General features: G+C 60.3%; 25 protein-coding genes, 2 tRNA genes and 1 pseudogene. 9 read left to right on the top strand and 19 right to left on the bottom strand.

Going from position 1 to position 24047, the window contains the following annotated elements; genetic code table 11:
• From ABIN98_RS12190 to ABIN98_RS12170, 5 genes are all read left to right on the top strand, one after another.
• Positions 1-1130, top strand: a 1130-nt coding sequence (locus tag ABIN98_RS12190; RefSeq protein WP_346910303.1) for an EF-Tu/IF-2/RF-3 family GTPase, incomplete at its 5' end; no start/stop codon positions are given.
• 480 nt (positions 1131-1610) lie between these two features.
• Positions 1611-2558, top strand: a complete 948-nt coding sequence (locus ABIN98_RS12185) for an IS110 family transposase (RefSeq protein WP_346908896.1) — start codon at positions 1611-1613, stop codon at positions 2556-2558.
• 142 nt (positions 2559-2700) lie between these two features.
• Positions 2701-3030, top strand: a complete 330-nt coding sequence (locus ABIN98_RS12180; RefSeq protein ID WP_346910302.1) for a hypothetical protein — start codon at positions 2701-2703, stop codon at positions 3028-3030.
• 244 nt (positions 3031-3274) lie between these two features.
• Positions 3275-4207 carry an N-acetylneuraminate synthase family protein gene (locus ABIN98_RS12175; protein ID WP_346910301.1) on the top strand — a complete coding sequence of 311 codons (933 nt, stop codon included), beginning with the start codon at positions 3275-3277 and terminating at the stop codon, positions 4205-4207.
• 1 nt (position 4208) lies between these two features.
• Positions 4209-5387: an acylneuraminate cytidylyltransferase gene (locus ABIN98_RS12170; protein WP_346910300.1), complete on the top strand. Its 1179-nt coding sequence runs from the start codon at positions 4209-4211 to the stop codon at positions 5385-5387.
• 24 nt (positions 5388-5411) lie between these two features.
• Here ABIN98_RS12170 and galE read toward each other — a convergent pair whose 3' ends face one another.
• The 13 genes from galE to ABIN98_RS12105 all read right to left on the bottom strand — a co-directional run bounded on the left by galE (position 5412) and on the right by ABIN98_RS12105 (position 18209).
• Positions 5412-6437, bottom strand: a complete 1026-nt coding sequence (gene galE, locus ABIN98_RS12165) for a UDP-glucose 4-epimerase GalE (protein WP_346910298.1) — start codon at positions 6435-6437, stop codon at positions 5412-5414.
• 240 nt (positions 6438-6677) lie between these two features.
• A tRNA-Phe gene (locus ABIN98_RS12160) sits at positions 6678-6753 on the bottom strand.
• 194 nt (positions 6754-6947) lie between these two features.
• Entirely contained in the window at positions 6948-9869 is a 2922-nt protein-coding gene (locus tag ABIN98_RS12155; protein ID WP_346910296.1) for a FecR domain-containing protein, read from the bottom strand.
• A gap of 16 nt (positions 9870-9885) precedes the next feature.
• A complete protein-coding gene (locus ABIN98_RS12150; RefSeq protein WP_346910294.1) occupies positions 9886-11232 on the bottom strand; it encodes a hypothetical protein in 1347 nt (448 codons plus the stop codon).
• A 291-nt stretch (positions 11233-11523) separates the two neighbouring features.
• The gene (locus ABIN98_RS12145) at positions 11524-13119 is read right to left on the bottom strand and encodes a bifunctional metallophosphatase/5'-nucleotidase (RefSeq protein WP_346910292.1); all 1596 of its coding nucleotides are present in this window, start codon (positions 13117-13119) and stop codon (positions 11524-11526) included.
• Positions 13120-13336: 217 nt separating this feature from the next.
• Positions 13337-14029, bottom strand: a complete 693-nt coding sequence (locus tag ABIN98_RS12140) for a phytanoyl-CoA dioxygenase family protein (RefSeq protein ID WP_346910290.1) — start codon at positions 14027-14029, stop codon at positions 13337-13339.
• A gap of 102 nt (positions 14030-14131) precedes the next feature.
• On the bottom strand, positions 14132-14329 hold the full coding sequence (gene yacG, locus ABIN98_RS12135) for a DNA gyrase inhibitor YacG (RefSeq protein WP_346910288.1): 198 nt from the start codon (positions 14327-14329) through the stop codon (positions 14132-14134).
• A 47-nt stretch (positions 14330-14376) separates the two neighbouring features.
• Entirely contained in the window at positions 14377-15006 is a 630-nt protein-coding gene (locus ABIN98_RS12130) for a Maf-like protein (RefSeq protein ID WP_346910286.1), read from the bottom strand.
• A gap of 42 nt (positions 15007-15048) precedes the next feature.
• Positions 15049-15267, bottom strand: a complete 219-nt coding sequence (infA, locus tag ABIN98_RS12125; RefSeq protein ID WP_006939340.1) for a translation initiation factor IF-1 — start codon at positions 15265-15267, stop codon at positions 15049-15051.
• A 149-nt stretch (positions 15268-15416) separates the two neighbouring features.
• A complete protein-coding gene (locus tag ABIN98_RS12120) occupies positions 15417-15821 on the bottom strand; it encodes a protein-tyrosine-phosphatase (protein WP_346910304.1) in 405 nt (134 codons plus the stop codon).
• Between the two features lie 52 nt (positions 15822-15873).
• The gene (locus tag ABIN98_RS12115) at positions 15874-16374 is read right to left on the bottom strand and encodes a UPF0262 family protein (RefSeq protein ID WP_346910284.1); all 501 of its coding nucleotides are present in this window, start codon (positions 16372-16374) and stop codon (positions 15874-15876) included.
• Between the two features lie 48 nt (positions 16375-16422).
• Positions 16423-17718: a histidinol dehydrogenase gene (gene hisD, locus ABIN98_RS12110; RefSeq protein WP_346910282.1), complete on the bottom strand. Its 1296-nt coding sequence runs from the start codon at positions 17716-17718 to the stop codon at positions 16423-16425.
• Positions 17719-17771: 53 nt separating this feature from the next.
• The gene (locus tag ABIN98_RS12105; RefSeq protein ID WP_346910280.1) at positions 17772-18209 is read right to left on the bottom strand and encodes a DUF2948 family protein; all 438 of its coding nucleotides are present in this window, start codon (positions 18207-18209) and stop codon (positions 17772-17774) included.
• A gap of 268 nt (positions 18210-18477) precedes the next feature.
• Here ABIN98_RS12105 and ABIN98_RS12100 point away from each other — a divergent pair, with 268 nt between their 5' ends.
• Positions 18478-18957, top strand: coding sequence for a DUF3124 domain-containing protein (locus ABIN98_RS12100; RefSeq protein ID WP_346910279.1), 480 nt, complete (start codon positions 18478-18480; stop codon positions 18955-18957).
• Positions 18958-18979: 22 nt separating this feature from the next.
• On the opposite strand, the gene ABIN98_RS12095 is transcribed toward ABIN98_RS12100, so the two are convergent.
• The 3 genes from ABIN98_RS12095 to ABIN98_RS12085 form a co-directional block, all read right to left on the bottom strand.
• The gene (locus ABIN98_RS12095; protein ID WP_346910278.1) at positions 18980-19192 is read right to left on the bottom strand and encodes a hypothetical protein; all 213 of its coding nucleotides are present in this window, start codon (positions 19190-19192) and stop codon (positions 18980-18982) included.
• A 15-nt stretch (positions 19193-19207) separates the two neighbouring features.
• Complete coding sequence (murA, locus tag ABIN98_RS12090) at positions 19208-20497, bottom strand: UDP-N-acetylglucosamine 1-carboxyvinyltransferase (RefSeq protein ID WP_346910276.1); 1290 nt, start codon at positions 20495-20497, stop codon at positions 19208-19210.
• Between the two features lie 222 nt (positions 20498-20719).
• The gene (locus tag ABIN98_RS12085; RefSeq protein ID WP_394701490.1) at positions 20720-20938 is read right to left on the bottom strand and encodes a hypothetical protein; all 219 of its coding nucleotides are present in this window, start codon (positions 20936-20938) and stop codon (positions 20720-20722) included.
• Positions 20939-21301: 363 nt separating this feature from the next.
• On the opposite strand from ABIN98_RS12085, the gene ABIN98_RS12080 reads away from it, so the two are divergent.
• From ABIN98_RS12080 to ABIN98_RS12070, 3 genes are all read left to right on the top strand, one after another.
• Positions 21302-21376, top strand: a tRNA-Thr gene (locus tag ABIN98_RS12080).
• 269 nt (positions 21377-21645) lie between these two features.
• Positions 21646-22056: a hypothetical protein gene (locus ABIN98_RS12075; RefSeq protein ID WP_346910273.1), complete on the top strand. Its 411-nt coding sequence runs from the start codon at positions 21646-21648 to the stop codon at positions 22054-22056.
• A gap of 67 nt (positions 22057-22123) precedes the next feature.
• Entirely contained in the window at positions 22124-22405 is a 282-nt protein-coding gene (locus ABIN98_RS12070; RefSeq protein WP_346910272.1) for a hypothetical protein, read from the top strand.
• Between the two features lie 477 nt (positions 22406-22882).
• On the opposite strand, the gene ABIN98_RS12065 is transcribed toward ABIN98_RS12070, so the two are convergent.
• The 3 genes and pseudogenes from ABIN98_RS12065 to ABIN98_RS12055 form a co-directional block, all read right to left on the bottom strand.
• A complete protein-coding gene (locus tag ABIN98_RS12065) occupies positions 22883-23254 on the bottom strand; it encodes a hypothetical protein (RefSeq protein ID WP_346910306.1) in 372 nt (123 codons plus the stop codon).
• A 31-nt stretch (positions 23255-23285) separates the two neighbouring features.
• Positions 23286-23513 (bottom strand): annotated as a pseudogene (locus ABIN98_RS12060) (aminotransferase class III-fold pyridoxal phosphate-dependent enzyme); the annotation flags it as partial.
• A 250-nt stretch (positions 23514-23763) separates the two neighbouring features.
• Positions 23764-24047 (bottom strand): aminotransferase class III-fold pyridoxal phosphate-dependent enzyme (locus ABIN98_RS12055; RefSeq protein WP_346910270.1); only part of this gene is annotated, 284 nt, incomplete at its 5' end.

The following is a 24047-nucleotide window of genomic DNA, read 5'->3' as shown; positions in this document are numbered from 1 at the left end:
TCCAGGAAGCGCTGGCGCTGGACGTGTCCCCGCAGACCTGGCCGGTCGGCATGGGTTCCGACTTCTTTGGCGTCTATGACTGGCAGAAGAAGAAGTTCCACACCTCCGCCGGCGAGCGCGGGGGCGCCTATGCGCAGACCAAGGATGTTTCCGGCCTCGAGGATCCGATCCTCGTGGATACGGTGTTCGACCGGATCATGGACGAACTCACCGAGAACGTCGAACTGGGCGCGGAAGGTTATGCAGAGTTCGACAAGGAGAGTTTCCTGGAAGGCCACCTGACGCCGGTGTTCTTCGGCTCGGCCCTGCGCGACTACGGCATCGAGGAACTGCTCGATTTCATCGCGGCCTACGCCCCTCCCCCGCACTCCCAGCCGGCCACCGGCGGGCGGACCATCCGGCCGGACGAGGACAAGGTCACCGGCTTCGTCTTCAAGGTGCAGGCGAACATGGATCCCAAGCACCGGGACCGGATCGCCTTCGTGCGCCTGTGTTCGGGCACGTTCAAACGCGGCATGAAGCTGAAGCACGTGCGCGCCGGCAAGGTGATCGCCGTTACCGCGCCGATCTTCTTCTTCGCCGAGGAACGCGAGATCGCCGAGACCGCCTATCCGGGCGACGTGATCGGTGTGCCCAACCACGGCCAGCTTCGGGTCGGCGACACGCTGACGGAAGGCGAAGACATCCACGTCACCGGCCTGCCGGCCTTCGCGCCGGAAATCCTGCGTCGGGTCCGCCTGGGCGACACCATGAAGGTCAAGCAGATGCGCCAGGGCCTGCAGGACCTGGCCGAGGAAGGCCTGGTGCAGATCTTCAAGCCGGACATCGGCTCCAACTGGATCGTCGGCGTCGTCGGCATCCTGCAGCTCGACGTGGTCGTCGACCGGCTGAAGGCGGAATACGGCGCGGAAATCGGCTTCGAGCCGGTCAATTACTCCACCGCCCGCTGGATCGAGACCGATCCGGCGACCCTGCAGAAGATGATCGAGAACCACCGCATGTCCATCGCCGAGGACCGCGATGACCGTCCGGTGTTCCTGTTCAAGAACGCCTGGGAAGTCGGCTATATCGGCGAGAAATACCCGGACGTGAAATTCCGCGAGACGCGCGAGATCGTGCACGAGGGGTGAGCGATCCGAGGAGCGGTTCCACCGACAGGCCTGCTTGTTAGCCACAACCTCGTAATGGACTCGGTCGTCATCCCTGCGCAGGCAGGGATTGAGTACACCGTGGCCTTTCCGTTCAACCAACAAGGGTCTGCGATTACTGGATTCCAGCCTTCGCTGGAATGACAAGGTGTTTGTGGCAAAGACGCGCCCTCGCCAACATCGAAGACGCGCTCACGCGCGGCTGATGTCTGGATCCCAGATCAGCGTTCGGCTCCGCCTCACTTGTCTGGGATTGTTTGTTTTGAGCGATGTTATGATGGGATTGGTCTCCCGGAGCGGAATTCCGGGAGACCAGTGACAGGCGACCGTGCTGGGATCGGGCTTTCACCCGTAGTCATCAAGGTTCCCTGTCGCTTCCTTTTCCCGCTTGGAGAGTTGATTGGGCCTCTGGCCTGAACCACGCCCGCAAACAATCCGAAGCATGCAGAGGATACCATCGTCATGGCGGTTTTGCAGCAAGCTCCTGTGCGTGTTGTTGGCTTCGATGTTGCCAAGGACACGATCACCGTGTTCGACAGTGCAGCCGGCAAGGTGAACACGGTCGACAACAACCGAAGCTCCTTGCGTAAACTGATTGCCCGCCTCGAGCCCGACAGCCTGGCGGTCTGTGAGCCGACCGGAGGTCACGAGGCCTGGCTTATCGACGCGCTGACGGCTGCCGGCATTGCCTGTCACCGGGCCGATACATTGAAAGTCAAAGCCTTTTCGCGCTCCTACGGCACGCTTGCCAAGACCGATGCCATCGATGCCAGGGCGCTGGCTCGCTACGGCCAGGAGCGGTGGGCATCGCTGCCCCTGTTCGCTCCCGTCCAGGCTGAGCAGAAAAGACTGACCGCCTTGGTGGCCAGGCGTCAGGATCTCATCGACCTCAAGGTGGCGGAGACCAACCGTCTCAAAGCCCCAGGAGAGGACGTGATCCAGGCCTCCTGCAGGGTCTTGTTGCGAAGCCTTGCCCGAGCTCTGGAACGTATCGATCAAGAGATCGACGCACTGATCGACTGCTGTCAGTCCCTCAAGCGGAGGGTCCAAATCTGTCTATCTTTGCCCGGTGTCGGGCCGCGCACGGCCGTGGCCCTGGCCGCAACCATGCCGGAGTTGGGAACCCTCACCCGCAGGCAGGCCGCCTCCCTGGCCGGTGTGGCCCCGCACCCAAGAGACAGCGGAACGCTCAAAGGCTACAGGAAAATGCGCGGCGGGCGGGCGAATGTCCGAACCGCCCTGTTCATGGCAGCCCTGGCCGCTAGCCGCGCTAAGGGACCTTTACGTCAGTTCTATCAACGCCTGGTCGAAAACGGTAAGAAACCGATCGTCGCCATATCCGCCGTCATGCGAAAGATCATCGTCATCCTAAATGCAAAACTCAGAGACGGACTCGCAAAACAGAGTTGATGACGGGAGAGCCCCTTCCTCCCCCGCCCCGTTTATCCCCACGGATTAACCCAACGACAGTTTACCGCTCGACATTTCGCCTTATTGCAGTGCAAAATGAACGATCCAGAGGTTTCGGAGAGACCAACAGCGGATCACTGCGATGAGTAATTTCAAGACGATCATTGATTTGTTCGGACTGACACCGGAAGAAGCCGCCAGTTATCTGAAGGCGGAGCCGAGCGACATTATTCGCTGGTGCGAGACGGCGGACAGCCCGCCGCTGGACGTCTGGCGGCAGCTGGTGAAGCTGTTCGACACGATCCGCTTTGCCGCGGAAGAGGCCGCCAAGGCTGCCGATCTGGACCGGATGGAGGCGACCGACCTCAACCGGATCGCCATGATCCTGCCCGAACAGGACGGGGCACTGGAAGGCCCGCGCCGGGCGATCACCGCCATGGCCGTCACTTCGCTGGCCCGGGTGTTCGTATAGCTGTAGCCCCTGTCAAAAACAGGTAGAAACAGCGAGACATAGCTAGCAAACTCTTGAGCATAACCATGGCAAGCGCCTTGGAATTGCCCGGTCTTTAGGCATTCTAGGGGACCTGCGTGTCGGGATGCGGGCGATTCGCGGGCTCACGTCACGATCGACGATGAGTTCGGATCACCCGGCCGACGGACGCGGAACGTCTGTGCACGACGTCACCAGAACAAGCGGCCGGGAAAGGCTTCAGACCATGGCTCACGAAATCAAGGTGATTGCCGAAATCGGTTGCAATCACAAGGGCGACATGGACATCGCCAAGGAGATGATCCAGGTCGCGGCAAATGTCTGCCACGCCCATGTGGCCAAGTTCCAGAAGCGCAACAACCGCGAACTGCTGTCGGGGTCCGAATTCGAGACGCCCCACCCGGTTCCGCACAATTCCTACGGCAACACCTATGGCGAACACCGGGAGTTTCTGGAATTCACCGCAGGCCAGCACAAGGAACTGCAGGAAGAGTGCCGGCTCGCCGGCATCGACTATTCCACCTCCGTGTGGGACCTGACCTCGGCCAAGGAAATCGTCGCCCTGCAGCCGCTGCTGATCAAGATCCCGTCCGCCACCAACCAGCATTTCGAGCTTCAGGACTATCTCTGCCGCAACTATGACGGCGAGATCCACGTCTCCACGGGCATGACGACCCGGGCGGAAATAGCCCAAATGGTCGAGTTCTACGAGGAACGCGGCCGGGCGAAGGACCTGGTGGTCTATGCCTGCACCTCCGGCTATCCGGTGGAATTCGAAGATGTCTGCCTGCTGGAAATCAACCGGCTGCAGGAAATCTACGGCGACCGGGTCAAGTCGATCGGCTTTTCCGGCCACCATCACGGCATCGCGACCGATATCGCGGCCATGACCGCCGGTGTCCTCGGCTTCCAGCGCTACGGCCAGGGCGTCCTGTCCTATATCGAGCGCCACTTCACCCTGAACCGCACCTGGAAAGGCACAGACCACGCCGCCAGCCTCGAGCCGGACGGATTGCGCCGCCTGTGCCGCGACCTGCGCAACGTCGCCAAGACGCTTCGCTACAAGGAGAAGGACCTCCTCGACGTGGAGCAGGTCCAGCGTGACAAGCTCAAGTGGCAGGAAGCAAAGCAGAGCAGACAGATCCGGCAAGTCTCGTAACATGAGGGTCATCGCGGTCATTCCGGCCCGCGGGGGATCCAAGGGGCTTCCGGGCAAGAACATCCGCCCTCTCGGCGGCGTGCCGTTGGTTGCCCGCACCGTCGATGCCGCGCTTCATGCGGCCTCGGTCGAGCGCGTCTTCGTTTCCAGCGATGATGCGGAGATCCTGAAAGTGGCCCGAGCAGCCGGGGCGCATGCCATCGTCCGGCCCGCAGAAATCAGCGGCGCCACCGCCAGCTCCGAATCCGCCCTGCTGCATGCCCTGGAGTATATCAAGGCGGAACCAGCCGGTCTGCCGGATGTGCTTGTCTTCCTGCAATGCACCTCGCCGTTCACGACCTCGGTGGATATCGACCTGGTGGTCGACACGATGCTGCAGAAGGAGGCCGAAAGCGCCTTTTCGGCCGTCGAGGATCACGGCTTCATCTGGCAAGAGGATGGGTCCGGATTTGCCAAGGGCGTAACCCACGATCACACCAAGCCGCGGCAACGCCGGCAGGACATGGCACCCCGCTACCGGGAAAACGGCGCGATCTATGCCATGCGGGTGGATCCGTTCCTGGCCGAGCAAACCCGGTTCTGCGGCCGCACGGTTCTGGTTCCGGTGACGGCACCGACGATCGAGATCGACACCCCGGAAGACTGGGAGATGGCCGAAGCCTTTCTGGCTTCCCATAAGGCTCAGCTACCACGCAGGGAGCCGAAGACGGGCCAGATCAAGGCGGTGGTGACCGACTTCGACGGCGTCCACACAGACGACCGGGTGCTGGTCAGCCAGGACGGCCAGGAAGCGGTGATGTGCAGCCGCCGGGACGGCATGGGGATCGAGCGGCTCCGGGACCGCGGCGTCCGCCTGCTGATCCTGTCGAAGGAAGCCAACCCGGTGGTGAAGACCCGCGCGGCCAAGCTGAAGATGCCAGTCCAGAACCATGTGGACGACAAACTCCCCGCCTTGGAGGCGTGGCGCACAGACCACGGCCTGGAATGGGACGAAATCGCCTATATCGGCAATGACATCAACGACATTGCCTGCATGGCGGCCTGCGGCCTGGCCTTCGCGCCCGCCGATGCCCATGCCGATGCGTTGGCCGCGGCCGATATCGTGCTTGAGGCTTCCGGCGGAAAGGGCGCCTTGCGCGAGATGAGCGACACTCTGATTGCCCGGCAGCTTCTCGCGTAACGCAAGTCAGCGAGGACGAGACCCTCAGGCGGTTTCATAGCCCTTCGGGTTTTTGCAGACCCAGTTCCAGGTGTCGTGGCACATGGTTTCCAGGGTGCGTTTCGCCCGCCAGTGGATCACGTCCGCCGCCTTTTCGATGCCGGCGTAACATTCCGCCACATCGCCGTCGCGCCGCGGCGCAATGACATAAGGTATGGTCCGGTTCGACGCCCGTTCAAAGGCATGGATCATCTGCAACACACTGTAGCCGGTGCCGGTGCCAAGGTTGACCGTGTAGCAGCGATTGTTCGCAGGCGCGCTTTCCAGCGTATCATGGGCGTTGAGGTGGCCCTCGACCAGGTCCATGACATGGATATAGTCGCGCACACCGGTGCCGTCCGGCGTGTCATAGTCGTTGCCGAAGATCTGCAGGCACTCGCGCCGACCGGTCGCCACCTGGGCGATGAAGGGCATCAGGTTGGCCGGAACGCCGAGGGGATCTTCTCCGATCAACCCGCTCGGATGGGCGCCGACCGGGTTGAAATAGCGCAGGATGCCGAAGCGCCAGCGGTCATCGCTTGCCGCCACATCGCGCAGCATGTCCTCCACCATCAGTTTGGTCCGTCCGTATGGATGACCCGGCGACAGCGGATGGTCTTCGGTGACGGGGAAGAACTGCGGCTGGCCATAAACGGCTGCCGTGGATGAAAAGATCAGCCGGTGAACGCCGGCGGCGGCCATGGCCGATAGGAGCCTCTGCGTGCCGACGACGTTGTTGTCGTAATAGTCCAGCGGCCGGTCGATGGACTCCCGCGGTACCTTGCTGCCGGCGAAATGAACCACGCTGTCGCAGCCATAGCGGCGCAGAATGTCTTCCACCGCGGCCTGATCGCGGACATCGGCCTGCTCGAAAGCGATCTTCCTGCCGGAAATCTCTCCGACCCTCTGCAGGCTTTCCATCCTGGACGTGCTCAGATTGTCGAGCACCACGATATCGTGCCCCGCGGCAAGAAACGCCACGCAGCAATGGGAGCCTATATACCCGGCTCCGCCGGTGATCAGGACGGTCATGTCGTCAGACCCCACCTCAACATGGCACCTTCCCGCGCGCCGTGAAATGCCCAAAAATATCCTCACGGATCACCGGCTTCCGGCGGTCCGTTTCTGCAATTATCAGAAAATAATGGACAGCTCCTAAACCCGGGGCATGGCAGAGACAGGACAACAATGGGACTGCGGCTCTGCGAAGTGTCTGCGACACGATGAGAGCCAAGGTAAAATCGCCAATCCGATTGATTTTTTAGGAAGGAGTGGTGCCCGGAGGCGGATTCGAACCACCGACACGCGGATTTTCAATCCGCTGCTCTACCAACTGAGCTATCCGGGCCTGGCGCGCCTGGCGGCGAAGCCGTCCGAGCGCTGAAAGCTCGGGTCTTATAGAGGCTCGACCGGGCCTTGTCCAGCGCCCCGGCAAAGTTTTTCAACAAGGACAGATCGGCTTTCCGCACTTTCTGCCGCCTGCCCCGCTTGGCTCCGATACCTCTTCGTTTTCAGGACCTTAGCCTAGCGAGCCGACATGGCTCACTGCAACTGACCGGCAACGATGCCTGTCGCTTTCCAGGTACTGCCTTCGGTGACGTTGAAACTGCCGATCACACCGTCGTGGTTGGTCGACGGACCGGCGACGACCGACGTGTTGATTTCCCCGCTAAAGGCCCCGGTGACCGCGCCGTTGAACAGGTTTCCGCTGCTCACTGTCGTCTCGTTCAGAGTGGCGCTGAAATTCTTGCCGTCGAAGTTCGAGATGGACGCCGTCCCGGTGCGGTATTGAAAATCCAGGGACATGTTGAAATTACCGGCGGCAAGGTATTGGTCCGATCCGCTTACGACGTTGCCGACCGCGTGTCCGGCGTAGGTCGCCGATCCGGTCGTCGGCAAGTCGGCGGAGTTCGTCATACTACCGGCAACCCAGGTTCCCAGGTGAACATAGTCGGTGCGTTCGCCACCGCTGAAGTTCGCGTTCTGGAACTTGCCTTTCGTCCCCCAGTAGCCCCACTCCAGGAACGCACAGGTGCATTCGTTGACACCGGACATGATCGCATTGTCCGCGTCGCCCACCAGCGTGTTCGGAACGATGTAACTGTTGACGTTGTCATTGGCGACATGCGGTACCGTCGCGCCTCCCAGGTCGCCGATCAGGGTGGCTAAGGTGTCGGTCCGCGTTTTGGAATCGCGGGCGGCATAGTTGTCGTCGTCGATGAAGACCGATCGGGCAGAACCGGTTCCGTCGGTCTCCGTTCCGAACTTGAACTTGAAGCCGCCGACATTCGTGTCCTGGCCCTGCCGGTCGGTTATCGACAGCGTCGCCAGCAGGGAATTGTTGCCGGCGTTGAAAGTCACCATCACCTCGTCCGGTTTCGAACTGCTGAAGGGAACCGGTTCCGTATTTTCCGACGACTCGACCATACCCGCGCCATAGCCGTAAAGCGTTCGCGAGGTTCGGGAGAGACTGCTCACGTTATACTCGGTTTGCAATTCGGCCGGGTGAACCGTGTTGCTGATTGTATCGGCCGACGATGTGCCACTCGGCCGGTTCAGGTAGCTGTCGCTGTAGGCATCGGCGTTTTCCACCTCGCCGGAAAGGAGGAAGTTCTGGGCGTTGGAGCCGAAGAAATGGCCACCATCGGGTCCGGCCTCGGTGCCGACGGCCCCGCCATAAACGGCGGAACTCTGAGTGGTGTTCGTTCGATGGCTGCCGCGACGGCCGAAGGCGGTCTGCAGCTGACCATTGTCCTCGTCGATGATACCTATCCCTAAGGAAATCAATGACTTCTGGGCAGACCCGGTTCCTTCGATCCGGAATGAAGATGCCAGGAACTTGGCATTGTCGAGCGTCGTCGGGCTGTCCTCGATCATCAACAGGCCGGTGGACGATACATTCGACATGAAGCTTGCGCCGAGATCCTGTGCCACGAGCGGGTTGACGAACAAGGCGTTGGTCGTCACCGGCTGGAAACTGCCGTCGGAGTTGCTCGTCCCGAGCTGGAACATAGTCAGCGGATCGGAATAGAGTTTGTAGGACCGGACCTTAAGCGGATCGCTGGCATTTCCGAACGAGGAGAAATTCGTCCCGACGCCATACAGCAGGTAAATCACGTCCTGTCCGCCGTAATTGAAGGTCGGGTTGCTGGTCCCTATCTGCCCCGTGGCCAGGAAATAGGCCGCAGCGGCGAACTGATCCCCTGTCACCAGCGCGCCTTGCGCATTTGTCTTGGCATTGCCGTATGAAGTGCCATTGAGCAGAGGAACAGCGGGAACATAAGAGGAAGAAGAAGACTCGAAGACGTATCCCTGGTCCGTGCTCACCTGAGAGAAAAATTTCTGCCCATTGTTCTGCGGGGCAAAAATATAGACCGGATCGCCGCCGACCGACCCGATATAGAGGGCCTTGGAATTACCGCTAAAAATCGTTCCTCTTTTAAACGCGGACGTCATGTCCGTACCGGAAGGCCCGCCGATCAGTCCCTGGTTCCCAGGATTGCTGATAATCAGTGAGCTGTTGAAGGACGGCGAATATGTGGTTCCGGCCCGCAGGACCCGCACATTTTCGGTCTCGTATGTCGTTTCAGATGTCTCGACTTCCTGCTCGACAATTTCCGTATTCACCTGGTTTATGTTGATGAGCGTATCGTCCACATCGGAAAATTTCGTGCTCAGAATCACCTCAGGCTTCGGCCGCGGCAAGGTATTGATAAAGCCGAGTCCCGAATTGCTGCTCACAAATCCTGACCCGACGACACTGTCATCGGTCGGAGATCTGCTTGCGCCGCCACGCTGACCGTTGCGGCTGGTCATGGCGCTCTGAACCTGCCCCAGATCCTCCTGAGTCGTGCGGCGGATGCTGGCCGCGCCGAGCTGATTGACGTTCAGGGTGTAGCCGCTTTCGTAGACACGCAAATTCTGGCCGTTGGTGCCCAGGAAGTTAAGCTCCTTGCCGAACAGCAGCGAGAACGTCGGATTGTTGCCGGAGAGATTGAGATTCGCGATGCCGCCCCGGATCCCGATCGTTCCCACCGGCGTCTTGACCGTCACCCCGCCCCGGTTCTTGCTGAGCTTGCCGCCGACGAAACGCGCAACGCCCTTGCTGAAGGAGGCAACCAGCTTTCCGGTACCCGCGTTCGGATCATAGACGAATTCATCGATGACAAGATCGGAATTGGCGCCGACGGTAAAGGTCGATCCGTCGACCAGCAACACCTGAACCAGCCCGCCTGTGGCGGTTTCGATGCGCTCGTTGTAAATCACGTTGTCGCCGAGAACCTTGGTGGTCCTGTTTCCACCCGGCGGCGTTCCGAAGGCGGCCCTGTTGACCGCAGCGGCAACGCCAACTTCGACAGCAGAAGCGGACATCGCCGGCATCCATAAGACGGCAGCGGCCGACAAGAGCGTGCCGACGCCGCCGAGCCGGCGGCTACGCGTTAGGGGACTGGAGACTTTTCTCATCGAAACCTCCCGCTTCTCAAAATTTTCTGACCACGTTCACCATGGCAGAGGCGTTGGTATAGGTGCTCAGGTCGTAATTCGAATACTGCCGCCGCACTTCGCCCGTCAGGTTAACCGTGTACTTTTCCCGCAACGGCACGGAGAATACACCCCGCACCCAGCCCTCGTAATCAAACTCGGTCTTGGTCGTGCTGATGATCGGATCGGGGCTGTCGAAATCGCGGTAGGCAAACCCGGTTTCCATGTCGATCGACCAGGGGTCCGGCAGCGACTTGACCATCGACGCGAATTTGTATGTACCGCCAACGGAAAAGCCCGCTTCCCAACTCTGATTCCAGTTTTTCTTCGCCTCTTCGAAATCGCCGAATACCTGGGATCGCAAAAGAAAGGACCTGGATATCTGGTGATACAGGACAAGTTCGCCCAGGAGAACATATCCGCTGCGATCCGACACGGTCGGATACTCCACGGTGTCATTGTACCACCGCCGCCGGAATTCAGCTTTCCCCGTCAGCCTGGTCGCTGGCGAAACCTCGGTGACAAAGCGCGATCCCAGGCCCAACGACCCTGAATAACCATCATGGTTGAGCCTGACACCGGCGAGAATGCCGTATATGCCGACACGCGTATCGTCGATGTTGAAACGTTCCATATTGAAAGACGGACCGAGCGTCAGTTCGGCAATGCCGGAATCAAGCCTGACCTGATCATAGTAACGCGCTCCGTAGAGAAGCAGATCGCCCTCCAGCAGGTCACCCTGGGTTCCAAGATCATAAGCCCCATGGATCCGGCCCGCGATAAATGCATTCACATCGGACTGGCCGGTCGACGTCTCGCTCAACAGAAACGGCGTGCCGTTCAAGACCACGCGTCGTCCGCCCGGTCCGGCGTTCGCATTCGACTGATAGCGCACACCAAGAGCGATCGATGCCGCGAACTTGGCCGGATCCTCACGGTTGTCGATAGCCGCTAAATAGACGCTTACCTTCTGTTCGACTTCCGGAGGCACGTTCGGGGCATTCAAAGCCGCTTCGAAATAATAACGGGCGGCGTCCAGCGAACCGAGCCGGAAATAGAGCACACCGAGTTCAAGCTCCACGCGCGGCAAGCCGGGGGCATAGACCAGCATGCGCTCAAAAGTGGAAATCGCGGCTTCATAATCGCCAAGCTGAGCGGATATGGTTGCGTATTCGAACGCGGTATCCAGATCGTCCGGCCTTTGCAGCATGACCTGCAGGAGTTCCTGCTGCCGCGCGGCAAGTTGCGCCTGCAACGGCGAGGTGCCAGGAGAAGCGGTCTGTGCAAGTACGGACGTGGCGCTCAGACCAGCGACGAAAAACAGCGCCGCGGCCAAAGACCGCACATTCTTCCGTAATAGAGGAGTAAGGCGGCTTGCCCCCAAGGTCGCGCTCCAAAATCTCAATTTCACGCTGCGTCTTCCGCCGCGGCGTCAAAATGTTAATAAAAATTTATTTCTCTTTTTCTACGCATCCGTTTCGGACATGTCGAGAAATAATTTCTCTCCGCCCCCCTGACCTCAGAAGTCAACTGCACAAATTTTACTCAACCGCCACCTTTGGCCCGCTCGAACAATAAAAGAGGCGCGCCGTCGTCCGGCACGCCTCTCATTTCTTTCGGAATCGGACCGACCGGCCTATTCCTCCGTGATTCGGCCATCCGTATAGGGCGTATAGCCGTTGGCCTCGCCAAGATAGGCGGCAACGACGTCCTCCAAGTTGGGGCCGTAGTCGTAGGCATTCATGCCCGCGGAGGCGAAGATCTTGTAACCGTCTCCACCGCCACGCATGTAATTGTTGGTAACGACGCCATAGACCTTATCGGGGTCGATAGGCGTCCAGGCGCCGTTTTCCATGACCTCGGCGGAAACGATACGCTCGCCCGCCGGCTTGGATTTGGTCCAGGTGAATTTCAACCCGGAGATCTGCGGGAAACGGCCAGCCCCTTCCTCGACCTGGCCTACGCCGTTTTCAAGTGCGCCCAGCACATCGGCGCCCTTCAGCTGGAAGGTGGCAACGGTGTTCTGGAAGGGCAGAACCGTCAGGACCTCGCCCATGGTGACCTGTCCGGCGTCGATGGAAGCCCGCAGGCCGCCGCCGTTCTGGATCGCGATCTGAATACCCTGGTCCTTGACGCGGTCGAGCATGGCATCAGCGACGAGATTGCCCATCTGGCACTCGCCCGCCCGGCAGCTGTTGCGGTCGCCGTCGATGACAGCCTTGGCATCTGCCACAACCTCCTGGCGGATTTCCTCTAGCGGCTCGGCCAGTTCCTTGATGCGGGCCTTCACGTCGGCATTCTCGGCGACCTTGCCGTCGGAGATGATCGGCTCGCCGACTGCCTCTGTGACGACACCGTTGTCATCGAAGGTCACCTGCAATTCGCCGAGAAACTTGCCGTAGGAGGCGGCCTGAACGATGGCGGTCTTGTGGCCGTCCGGGCCTTCCACCCAGGTCGGATAGGGCCCCTTCGCCTTGTCCGAGACATTGGAAAGATACGTGTGGGAATGGCCGCCGACGATCACATCGATGCCGGAGACCGCCGCCGCGATCTTCTGGTCGACGTCATAACCGGAGTGGCTCAGGACGATGATCTTGTTGACGCCTTCGGCCTCAAGCTTTGCGATCTGTGCCTTCACCGCCGCGGCCGGATCGGTAAAGTCGATGGTCTTGCCCGGGCTCGACAGTTCGCCCGTATCTTCCGGCGTCAGGCCGATCAGGCCGATCTTCTCCCCGCCCCGCTCGATCACGGTCGAGGGCATGAGAACGTCGGCGAGTTTCGGTTCCTTCGACACATCCGCGTTCGACATGAGCACCGGAAACTCGACCGCATCCATGAAGCCGCGCAACACTTCCGGGCCGTCGTCGAATTCGTGGTTGCCGACGGTCATGGCGTCGTAGGCGAGCCGGTTCATCATCTCGGCCGCGACCTTGCCCTTGTAATAGGTATAGAACAAGGAACCCTGGAACTGGTCGCCGCCATCCAGCAGGACGGAGTTGTTGGACGCCGCCCGGCGCTCATTGATCAGCGTATCAAGGCGCGCGTACCCGCCGAAGCATTTGCCCTCGGCGTTGTCTTCTTCGCTGCAGCCGGAATCATATTTGTTGATCGGCTCGACCCGGCTGTGAAAATCGTTCGTGTGCAGGATCGTCAGGGAATAATCGGCCAAAGCCGCACTGGAAAGCGCGGTGGTCATGGCCAGCGCTGCCGCGCCGAATAGAAACTTGTTCATCTGTACCTCGCCTCTGAAATTCGGGAATATCGCCTGCGGCCGGAGCCCATGCACGCCCTGCGGATGTCCCCGCAGGCCTGAAACCAGATGGGTAACGCCGTCACGTGTCATTATGATCGTGAAATTTTTTTCACGGCAAGAATATTTTTTAATCAATTAAGCCGGCAAAATGTCCGGGCGGGATGCTGCTCGCTGAAAATTGCCACCAAACAGTCCTTTAATCAGATTCCGAACAGAGCCCGTGCCAAACGAGAGGTGCAGGCAGCAGATCGATTGGCGCATAGTCTACCCGGAACACACGCCGCTTGTTCTCGCTTCGCGATGGTTGCGAGGCGTGAAGCGTGAGCATTTTCAGAACGAGCACATCCCCCCGCCTGGCTTGGCATTCTTCAAGCGGGTAGGTTTCGGAAATCGAACGGGCCGCGTCCGCAGGGATCACTCCTTCTTTGTGACTACCAACCGCGATCCGCATCGCACCATCGTCGGCGCTCGTGTCATCAAGATGCACACGGACAAAGAACATCTGATTGAGGATCGCCTCGGGCGGTTCGCAGTGCCAGATCCCGGATTTCCTGGACCAGTTCCCGAAACCGGAAAGATCATGGCGCTCGGCGACGGAGATGATGCGATCCTGGTGCCAGGGTACGCTCCAATTGTTCTTTTGGGTCTTGTTGAAGCCAACGATGCGTACGGGGACAAGCGATTTGCCAAACAGGCTCATGATGTGGGCGAGACCACTGTCCCTCGACAGGATATCCACGATCTCGGGCCGAGGTTCGACGCGTTCCCCGGCTTTGAGGTCCAGGTTCGCTGCCTCATCGAGAACGGCAAGTTCTTGGGATTTCAGTTTGCCGCGAAACCAGAGCCGCCCATGACGCTGAAACTCTGCACGTATCCCGTTCGGTTCCACACCAACACCTCACGCATGCTTCCAGCTGAACTTGTTATCGGATCGCAGTCATCGGAAACGGGCGATGCAGGACTTGCCCCCCGACCACGCGACAGAAAGCAGTCAGTCTTCCCGGTCTTCCCGGTCTTCCAGGTCGTCCGTTTCCACGACCGGAATGGTGTAGCCTTCCGAGAACCACCGGTTCAGGTCCACCTTGGCGCAGCGGTCGGAGCAGAAGGGGTAGTGCTCCGGCGTCGACAGCTTGGAGCAGATCGGACAGGGTCGCATGCGGCGGTCCGCGTTTTTCGGAGACTTTGCCATGTCGCCTCTCCGTCTTATTCAGGTCAGATAAGGCCGCCCTGCCGCTGTCAGGCGGTGGCGGCGGTCGTCCAGCTTTTGTGGATCGGATAACCGGCCGATGCAAGCAGGCCGGAGGTTTCCACCAGCGGCAGGCCGACGACGGCCGAGTAGGAGCCGATCAGCTTGACGACGAAACTGCCGGCAAGGCCCTGGATGGCATAGCCGCCCGCCTTGCCGCGCCATTCGCCGGAGGCGACGTAGTCATTGATGTCCTGCCGGGACAGCTTCTTGAAACGAACCCGCGTCTCGACGAGTTTGGAGCGGACCTTTCCGCCCTCGCCGGCAACGGCGATTGCCGTGAACACACGATGCCCGCGGCCCGAGAGCAGGGACAGGCAGGCATAGGCCTGGTCGGTGAGTTCGGTCTTCGGCAGGATCCGCCGTCCAACCGCGACCACCGTGTCGGCAGCCAGAACCAGAGCCGGACGCAATTCGTCGGAGGCATCGGCCACGGCGCGCGCGGCCGCCGCCTTTTCCCGGGCGAGGCGCACCGCATGGGCGCGCGGCGTTTCGAGCTTGTGGGGCGTTTCGTCGATGTCCGCCGGCATCAGGTGATCCGGCTCGATTCCGATCTGCTGCAGCAGCGCAAGGCGGCGCGGCGAGGCGGATGCCAGGATCAGGGAGGAAACCGTAGTCATGGCGCTCTGTGCTTTCCTGCCGGCGTCAATCGCCTTGAAACCCTACTTGAAGCGGTAGGTGATCCGCCCCTTGGTCAGATCGTAAGGGGTCATTTCGACCAGAACCTTGTCGCCCGCAAGAACGCGAATACGGTTCTTGCGCATGCGCCCGGCAGTGTGGGCGATAATTTCGTGGTCATTTTCCAGTTTCACGCGAAAAGTCGCGTTGGGCAGCAGTTCCGTCACCACGCCCGGAAACTCGAGAGCTTCTTCCTTGGCCATAGGGTATCCTGATTAGGCTTTCTGATGAGCGGCGAACCTAACGGATAGCGTCACGAAAGGAAACCGTTCTTTCTACCGCTTTTCGCATAAAGCTGTGCGATTCAGGCACAATCGGGTCCGCCTGAAGGTCGGGCACCAATTAAGGGACCTCATCCGCTGGGTGGCGGCGCCCAGTCGAGCCGCTTTTTGATGCGTGTCATAAGCTGATCGCGCACGGCCCTGTAGGCGTCCAGGATCTGCTCCCGGCTGCCGGTGGCAAGGGTCGGATCCAGCGTCGGCCAGTATTCCACATCAACGGCCTCCGTGCGGGTCATGTCCAGCGCCTTGTGGTGGGCTTCGGGCGCCAGGGTCACGATCAGGTCGAAGCCGGATTCGTCCAGTTCCTCGAAGGTCTTGGGCTGATGCCGGCTGGTGTCGACGCCGATTTCCGCCATCACCGCGTCGACGAAGGGATCCAGTTCGCCCTGCCGGACACCGGCGGAACGCACATAAATCTGGTTGGGAAACAGGAAGCGGGTGATGCCCGCGGCCATGGGCGAGCGCACGGCATTCATGCCGCAGGCATAAAGAACCGCAGTCGGACGGCCGCCCGGCCCGGTCACCTTGTCATCCTTTCCAGTGCAGGGCGTAGACGAGGGTAAAGAGGCGGCGAGCCGTCGTCATATCGACATCGACCTTACCCTCCAGCCGTTCCATCAGGATCGTGGAGCCCTCGTTGTGCACGCCGCGCCGGCCCATGTCGATGGCTTCGATCTGGCTCGGCGTCGCATGGCGGATCGCCTCATAATAGCTCTGGCAGATCAGGTCGTAATCCTTGACGATCTTCCGAAGCGGCGTCAGCGACAAGACATGGGTGACGACCTCGGCTCCGTCCTCCCGGCTGATCTGGAACACGAGTTTCTTTTCGATGACAGACAGGCGGAGCACGTAATTCGCCGGCGGCTGGCCCACCGGCTGAAAGCTGTTTTCCTCAATCAGGTCGTAGATGGCGACGGCCCGATCGTGCTCCACGTCCGGCGTGGAGCGGGCAATCGAGGCCTCGTCGAGCACGACGTCGACGAGCCTGCCGCCGGCCGGTTCGGTATTCTCGCCGTGCGCCTCGTCCATGCCGCACCTGTCCTTTTAAAGCCCGGTCCTGTTAAAAGACCGGTCTCGTTAAAGATTAAGCCTGATTGCAACCGAGCGGGCGTGACCGCTCAGGCCCTCCGCCTCACCCAACGTGATCGCTGCCGGGCCGAGTGCCCGGAGACTGTCCACGTCGCATTTCAGGATCGACGTCCGCTTGACGAAGTCAAGCACGGAAAGCCCCGATGAGAAACGCGCGGAGCGGGCGGTCGGCAAAACATGGTTGGATCCGCCCACATAGTCGCCGATCGCTTCCGGCGTATAGCGCCCGAGGAAGACAGCACCTGCGTTGCGGACCTTGTCGAGCATGGCATCCGGATCGGCGACGGCCAGTTCCAGGTGTTCCGCGGCGATCCGGTTGACGAGCGGCATGGCGTTTTCAAGCGTGTCGACCACGATCACCGCCCCGAAATCGCGCCAGCTGGTACCGGCGACCTCCGCCCGCGGCAGGGTGGCGAGCTGGCGTTCCACCGCCTTTTCCACGCCCGCAGCCAGCTCCTTGCTGTCGGTGATCAGGATCGACTGGGCGACCGCATCGTGTTCGGCCTGGGCCAGAAGATCGGCCGCGAGCCAGTCCGGGTCGTTCTCGGCATCGGCCACCACCAGCACTTCCGACGGACCGGCGATCATGTCGATGCCGACCGTGCCAAACACCCGCCGCTTGGCGGCGGCGACAAAGGCATTGCCCGGGCCGACGATCTTGCTCACCGGGGCGATCGTTTCCGTGCCGTAAGCAAGGGCTGCCACGGCCTGGGCCCCACCGATCTTGTAGATTTCGGTGACGCCGGCAATCTTTGCAGCCGCCAGGACCTGCGGGTTGAGGATCCCGTCCGGGCTCGGCACCACCATGGCGATGCGTTCCACGCCGGCAACGAGCGCCGGCACGGCGTTCATCAGAACGGAACTCGGATAGGACGCGGTGCCGCCGGGTACATAGATCCCGGCCGCCTCGACAGCCGTCCAGCGCGAGCCGAGTTCGACACCGATCGGATCGGTGTAGCGATCGTCCTTGGGCATCTGGCGGGCGTGATGGGAGTGGATCCGTTCGCGCGCCAATTTCAGCGCCTCGATGGTCGCCTCGGGCACTTGCGAGAGCGCTTCCTCGATTTCGACTTCCGTTACCTTGAGATCGGCAAGGCTCGAAGCCTCCAGGCGGTCGAACCGATTGGTGTAGTCCACCACGGCCGCGTCGCCGCGCTTGCGCACATCTTCCAGAATGTCGCGCACGATCTGGTCGACATCCTCGGAGACTTCACGCTTGCCGGCGAGCAATTCGGCAAAGCGGGTTTCAAAATCGGCGTCCTTGTTCGACAGACGTATCGCCACCCGTCACGCTCCTTCCAAGCGGGCGCACTCGGTTGCGCCCTTAAAATTTCCATTCAGTCCAGGTCGTGGGCCGGCCGGTTCGGCGTCGACCAGGCGGCGCCCAAGTCACCAAGCTGAGCCTCGATGCAGTCGACCTCCAGCAGAACCGTCCCGCCGCCGGCAAACTCCAGTTTGATCCGGCCCGCCGGCGCGTCGCCTTCCTCGAAGGTCACCGCCAGCAATTCCAAAACGGCGCCCTTGGCGTCCTGGCGGATCCGGGTGGCCTTCATGGCGGAGACCTGGGTCACTGCCAATGCGGCGCGGCGTCGCTCATGCTCGCCGGAGCGCTTGTCGGCGGCCTTGTCCCAGACGAACCGGTTGACCACGAAAATCGCCTTGCGCTCCTTCGGCAGATAGCGAATATCGCCGACGGTCAGAACCGCGTCCTGAAGATGGGCGGACAGAACCTCAAGGTCCTCCGCGTCCAGTGCTGCAAGCTTCAGCTGATCCATGGCAGTCAAATCACACCCGCGTCCGTCGATTCAACGTGCAAGCCGGACACACCTCTCCGGCTCACCCTTCTTAGCCGTTGACCTAAACGGGAATGGACAATTTGGCAATCCGCCAAACGGTTTCCACTGGATGGCGGTCCCCATGGCTTTCCCCCGGCGCACCGAGAGAAATTGCGCACCCAACTCCATTTGCGGATGATAATCTGAACCCCGATCCGACTCGCAAACCGCGATTCCGCAGAAAGGCCATCCCGCCATGACGTTTCGAATGCCTTCGATTCTGCCCGGCTGTCTCATAGCCCTGCTGATCCTTGCCGCCCCAGAGCCGGTCCGGGCGGAGCCGCTGTCACGTGCGCTCGGGGAAACCCTCTATGTGCCTGCCTATTCCCGGATCCAGACCTATCCGAACAAGTCTGAGCTGCTGGCGTCAACACTTGCCATCCACAACGTGGATCCGGAGACGACGATTACGGTCGAGACGGCGGGCTACTATGACGAGACCGGGAAAAAACTCCGCGACCTGATCGAAACGCCGGTGGAATTGGCGCCCTTTGCCTCCACCGCCTTCCTGATCCCGGTCAACGACGTCTCCGGCGGCATCGGCGCGAATTTCGTGGTGACCTGGCATTCGTCCGCGCCGGCGCTCAGCCCGATCGTCGAGGCAATCATGTCGGGTGCCGCGGGCGGACCCGGGTCTTCCTTCACCTCGCGGGGAGAAGTGATCGACAGGCAGCGACCGCCTCAATAAGGCGACACGCTTCAGGGACGGTTCAAGGCCCCTCGTCGACGCGCTGGCGCAGATCCGCCTTGATCTCGTCCAGCGTCGCGATGCGCTTGAAAATACGGCCGCCGAGCCAGAGGCCGAAAATAATCAGGGCCGTGCCGATCACCACGCCCCAGGGCCAGCCGCCAAAGACGATGACGAGCACGCCGACGGTGCCGAAGCCCGCCTGAACCAGAAACCGGATCGATTGCGCCGACATTGTCTCTTCCCGGAGTTAGCCGGAGATTCGCTCGATCTGCGCGCCGCAGCGGGTGAGCTTGTCTTCCAGGCGCTCAAAACCGCGGTCCAGGTGATAGACGCGGTTGACCGTGGTTTCGCCTTCGGCCGCAAGGCCGGCGATGACCAGGGACACGGAGGCGCGCAGGTCGGTCGCCATTACCGGCGCGCCGCGCAGGGTGGAAACGCCGTCGACGATCGCCGTGTTGCCGTCGATGTGGATCTGGGCGCCCAAGCGAGCCAGTTCCTGAACGTGCATGAAGCGGTTTTCAAAAATGGTCTCGGTAATCCGGCTCCGGCCGCCGGCCTTGGTCATCAGCGCCATGAACTGGGCCTGCAGATCGGTCGGGAAGCCCGGGAACGGCGCGGTGGTGACATCGACCGGCTGGATGCCATTGCCGTTGCGATAGACCTTGAGGCCTTCCGGCGTCTCGGTGATCTCGGTTCCGGCCTCGCGCAAAGTATCGAGCGCGGTTTCAAGAAGGTTCGCCCGCGTGCCGCGCAGCAGCACCTCGCCACCGGTCATGGCGACCGCCATGGCATAGGTGCCGGTCTCGATCCGGTCGGCCACCACGGCGTGATGGGCGCCATGCAGGCGGTCGACGCCCTGGATGCGGATCACCGGCGTGCCGGCGCCTTCGATCTTCGCGCCCATGGCGGTCAGGCAGGCGGCGAGATCGGCCACTTCCGGTTCGCAGGCGGCGTTGACGATTTCGGTCTCGCCCTTGGCAAGGGTCGCGGCCATCATGATGGTATGGGTCGCGCCGACAGAGACCTTCGGAAATTCCACCCGGTTGCCCTTCAGGCCGCCGGGCGCCTTGACGACCACGTAGCCGGCGTCAATGTCGATATCCGCGCCGAGCTTTGCCAGGCCTTCGATGAAGAAGTCGACCGGACGGGTACCGATGGCGCAGCCGCCGGGCAGCGACACGCGAGCCTCGTGCATGCGTGCGACCAGCGGGCCGATGACCCAGAAGCTCGCCCGCATCTTGGAGACGAGTTCATAAGGCGCGGTGGTGTCGACGATGTCGCGGGCGGTCAGGTGAACCGTCTGGCCTTCCAGGTCGTCCTGGCCGGGCCGCTTGCCGTTGACCGAATAGTCGACGCCGTGGTTCATCAGGATCTGCGTCAGCTGGGCGACGTCGCGCAGGCGCGGCACGTTGGTCAATGTCAGCGTGTTATCGGTCAAAAGGGACGCGATCATCAGCGGCAGGGCGGCATTCTTCGCCCCCGAAATCGGGATCACGCCCTTGAGCTCATTGCCCCCGACGACCTTGATGCTGTCCATGTTCCCACCCCGACAATAAAGCGTGCCGATCCCATCATTTTCCGGAAAATCCCGGGAAATTCCTTGACCAATCTCAAAAGCGATCCCGTCGTCTATACGCTACATGTGGCCCATGCAAGGCGGCAAGGGGTCCATTTCTTGCCATTCCCGCGGCAAATCACGCCATTTTGCCAGATATCCTTACCGGCAGGGCAGCGTCAGCCGCGCCTTCACGGCCTCCGGTCAGTCTTCCGCCTTGCGCCCCTTGGCCGCCGATTTCCGCCGGCGCAAGTTTGCCCGCAGGGCTTCAGCGAGCCGGTCCTCGCGGGATTGAGTCTTTGCCCCGCCCGCGGATACTGCCGTCTTCGCGGAGAAGCCGGCGCTGTCCGCAGCCCCATCGTCCGCCGCTTTGCCGCCTTGAACTTTGTCTCCCGGGACCTTCCCGTCCTTGCCGCTGTCCATAGCCGAAATGATCCCGCCCCTCATATCCGATTGCCACCTCTCACGTCCGTCTTTCCACAGGCTTGTGTCTTCTTGCAAGGCGGTCAGGTCTCCGATTTATCCTGCCGAACAGCGCCCGCCAAGGGGTGACAGGACCTGCCATCGAAAACTTTGACAGGCTTTGCAAAAAAACGTTCCGATAGCGCTTGCGCCCACACGCCAACTGTGGCAAAAGCCCTCGCATTCCGGCAGGCACTTGCCCACCGGAACAAGCATCGGTTTCTCAATTTCCTGAAGAAAACCCGGCCAGCCGCCGGACCTGACAGGACCCCACGAGAAACCCGCGGGACCGGGGCCCCTGCCCCACATACCTTCCCGCCGGATGCTGCCGTAGCTCAGGGGTAGAGCACTCCCTTGGTAAGGGAGAGGTCGAGAGTTCAAATCTCTCCGGCAGCACCATCTTTTCAAAGACTTAGCAAGAATCCTAACCTTGGATCTGTTCACAAATCAAGGCCCGATTCACACTCTCGTTCACACCTCTCCCTCAAGCGAGTGCACATAGCTACGCTATGGCGAAGCTCTCCCCCTGAGCTACGGCAGAAACAAATCCCATTATGCCTTTGGCAATAGAGCACGTTTGTAAAGTATTGACGCCTAGGAAATGACCTATGACTATTTGCATAGTCGGTGTTCAACGCTCGAGGGCATCATTAAACGATTGGCGTGTTATGACGGACAAATCACCTCCTCCTCCGGATGACAAATCCTTTCATAAGGAAATCGAACGCAGGTGGAGGAAAGTTATCGAAAATTGGGAAAAGGGCTACGCTCTAGAGGAGGAGTTTAAAGCTCTACAATACGATATTGAATTTGAGCGGAAAGAGATATTTGAAAAAAAGACAAAACCAGAAGACTTTGATTGGGAAGCCGATTGGCACAATGCAAAAATCCTTCATGAGTACTATCTCGACCTCATGGAGAACAAAAAAGTACAGCTTGAGAATTTAGCCGATTTCTGGGCGAAGCATTTCGACAACCTTCAAAATGTCTCTTCGATGGTTCGCGTGGAAGGGTCTCCTACTGGTCAATGGCGCTGCTATGATTACTGCGGTAGCAGTTCTCTCTGGCCAGATATCTGACCCAACCTTTCACGTCAAACTGGCAGCAAAAATCATTCTATTTTGTAGCGGAATGAGTTTGCTCTCAATGGCGATCGGCTACGGTATGATACATCAACTCGCAGAGGAGTTGGGCTCAGAACTCCGGAGATTTACAATCAAACCGTATGTGCATGATGATTTGAAGACCATCGGTGATAAGCACGAAAAAATAGTCGGCATTCGAGGGATATTGGCGAACGTCCTGATCTATGGTGCGTTGGCTTTGTTTGGATTTGGTATGATCGGCTGCTCTCTCCATCCTCGTTTATTTCACCTGATCCCTCTTTTCACACGCATACCCACTGTGAACGCCGGAACAAGCTATTGATAATCATGGTGCTTCGCCTCCCTGATCGAGGTAGGGGTCAATAAAATTGGCATGTTTCCAATGCGTCAACATCCCCCAGGAGGGGGGGCATACCCCCGTCCTCCATATCTGCATTGGACCTTAAAATTTTCTCGACGAAATTGTCGATATGGCACTGTAGTAAGGGCTGATGTAAGCGCCGATGAAGGGTGGATCTAGGTGTAAAACACCGTGCTGTTGAAATTTCCAAATCCGCAGTTTTCAGCCATTTTCGACCTGAGTATTTGAAACCTCCCCACAAAATGCACTCCGACTCCCTCTTTAGGGAAGAAGGCGTCTACAAATCTAGGGGCTATTCACTCCGAACGAATTCGCGCGCATTGCCATCTCCGCTTGAGCGGCGACTTTCACCTCTCTCAGATGCCAAGACGGAGGAAGCCGAAGAGGCTCTCGAGGACTTCCGGCCGGGCTCACCCAATCAGAGGATTCTCATACTGTTCATATTCCAAGTCTCAAGGCATCTCTCAGGTCGGCTTCAAGACCGAATCCACCGCTTCTCCGAGCATCTCGATAATCAGATCGATGTGTCTCGGCATCCGCATTGTAGGGCGGCGCCAGCAGGATGTGATCGCCTGAAACACCGTCGATCGTTCCGCTGCCGGGATACACCAAAAGGCCCAAGGCCATGGCCGTCTTCTTGACTTCCGCACCAAGCCGTCTCTCGGGCGAAAACGGGGTCTTGGTATCTCGATGCTCGACCAGTTCGATCGCCTGGAGAAGACCGCGCCCGCGCACGTCGCCGACATGGGGATGGTTGCCGAACCGCGCCTGAAGCCGGGTCACGCATCTGGGCACCACGGGCACCGACATTGGCCAGCAGATCGTCCGCACGGATGATCTTTTGAACCGCGAGCGCCGCGGCACAGGCGACCGGATGCGCGGAATAAGTATGGCCGTGAACAAAACTGCCGCTGCCATTCGCGATGGTCCGGAAGATATCCTCGGTACACATCACGGCGGCAATCGGCTGGTAGCCACCGCCGAGCCCCTTGGCGAGCGTCACGATATCGGGAACGATGCCTTCCTGTTCGCAAGCCAGAAAGCTGCCGGTCCTGCCGGTGCCGCACATCACCTCATCCAAGATGAGGAGGACTTCGTGAGCGGTCACATATCTCCCGGATTTTTCTGAAATAGCCGACTTCCGCAGGCACTGCACCGGCGGTGGCCCCGACGACGGTTTCCGCCAGAAAGGCGACCACGTTTTCAGGCCCGAGTTCCAGGATCTTTTCTTCAAGGAGCCCGGCCGCCCGCAGGGCGTAGCTTCGGGGGTTTCACCGTCCTGCCGGTAGCGGTAGGCAAAGCAAGGATCGATCTTCGGCTCATCCAGCAGGAGCGGGCCGTAGGGCCTGCGGGCGCGAGACATTACCTCCGACCGAGAGCGCGCCCAACGTATTGCCATGGTAGCTCTGGTGCCTCGAGATCACCAGCTCTCTCGATGTCTCTCCGCGTTCCAGATGATATTGGCGCGCCAGCTTGATGGCCGTCTCGACAGCTTCGGAGCCGCTTCCCACCAGGTACACCTTTTGAAGCGGTGTCGGTGTCGACAGGACCAGATGATCGGCGAATTCCTCGGCCGCGTTCGAAGTGAAGTAGCCGGTATGGG

Source organism: uncultured Roseibium sp. (assembly GCF_963675095.2).
In the GTDB taxonomy this organism is placed as follows: domain Bacteria; phylum Pseudomonadota; class Alphaproteobacteria; order Rhizobiales; family Stappiaceae; genus Roseibium.
This window is presented reverse-complemented; position numbering and strand designations above follow the sequence as displayed.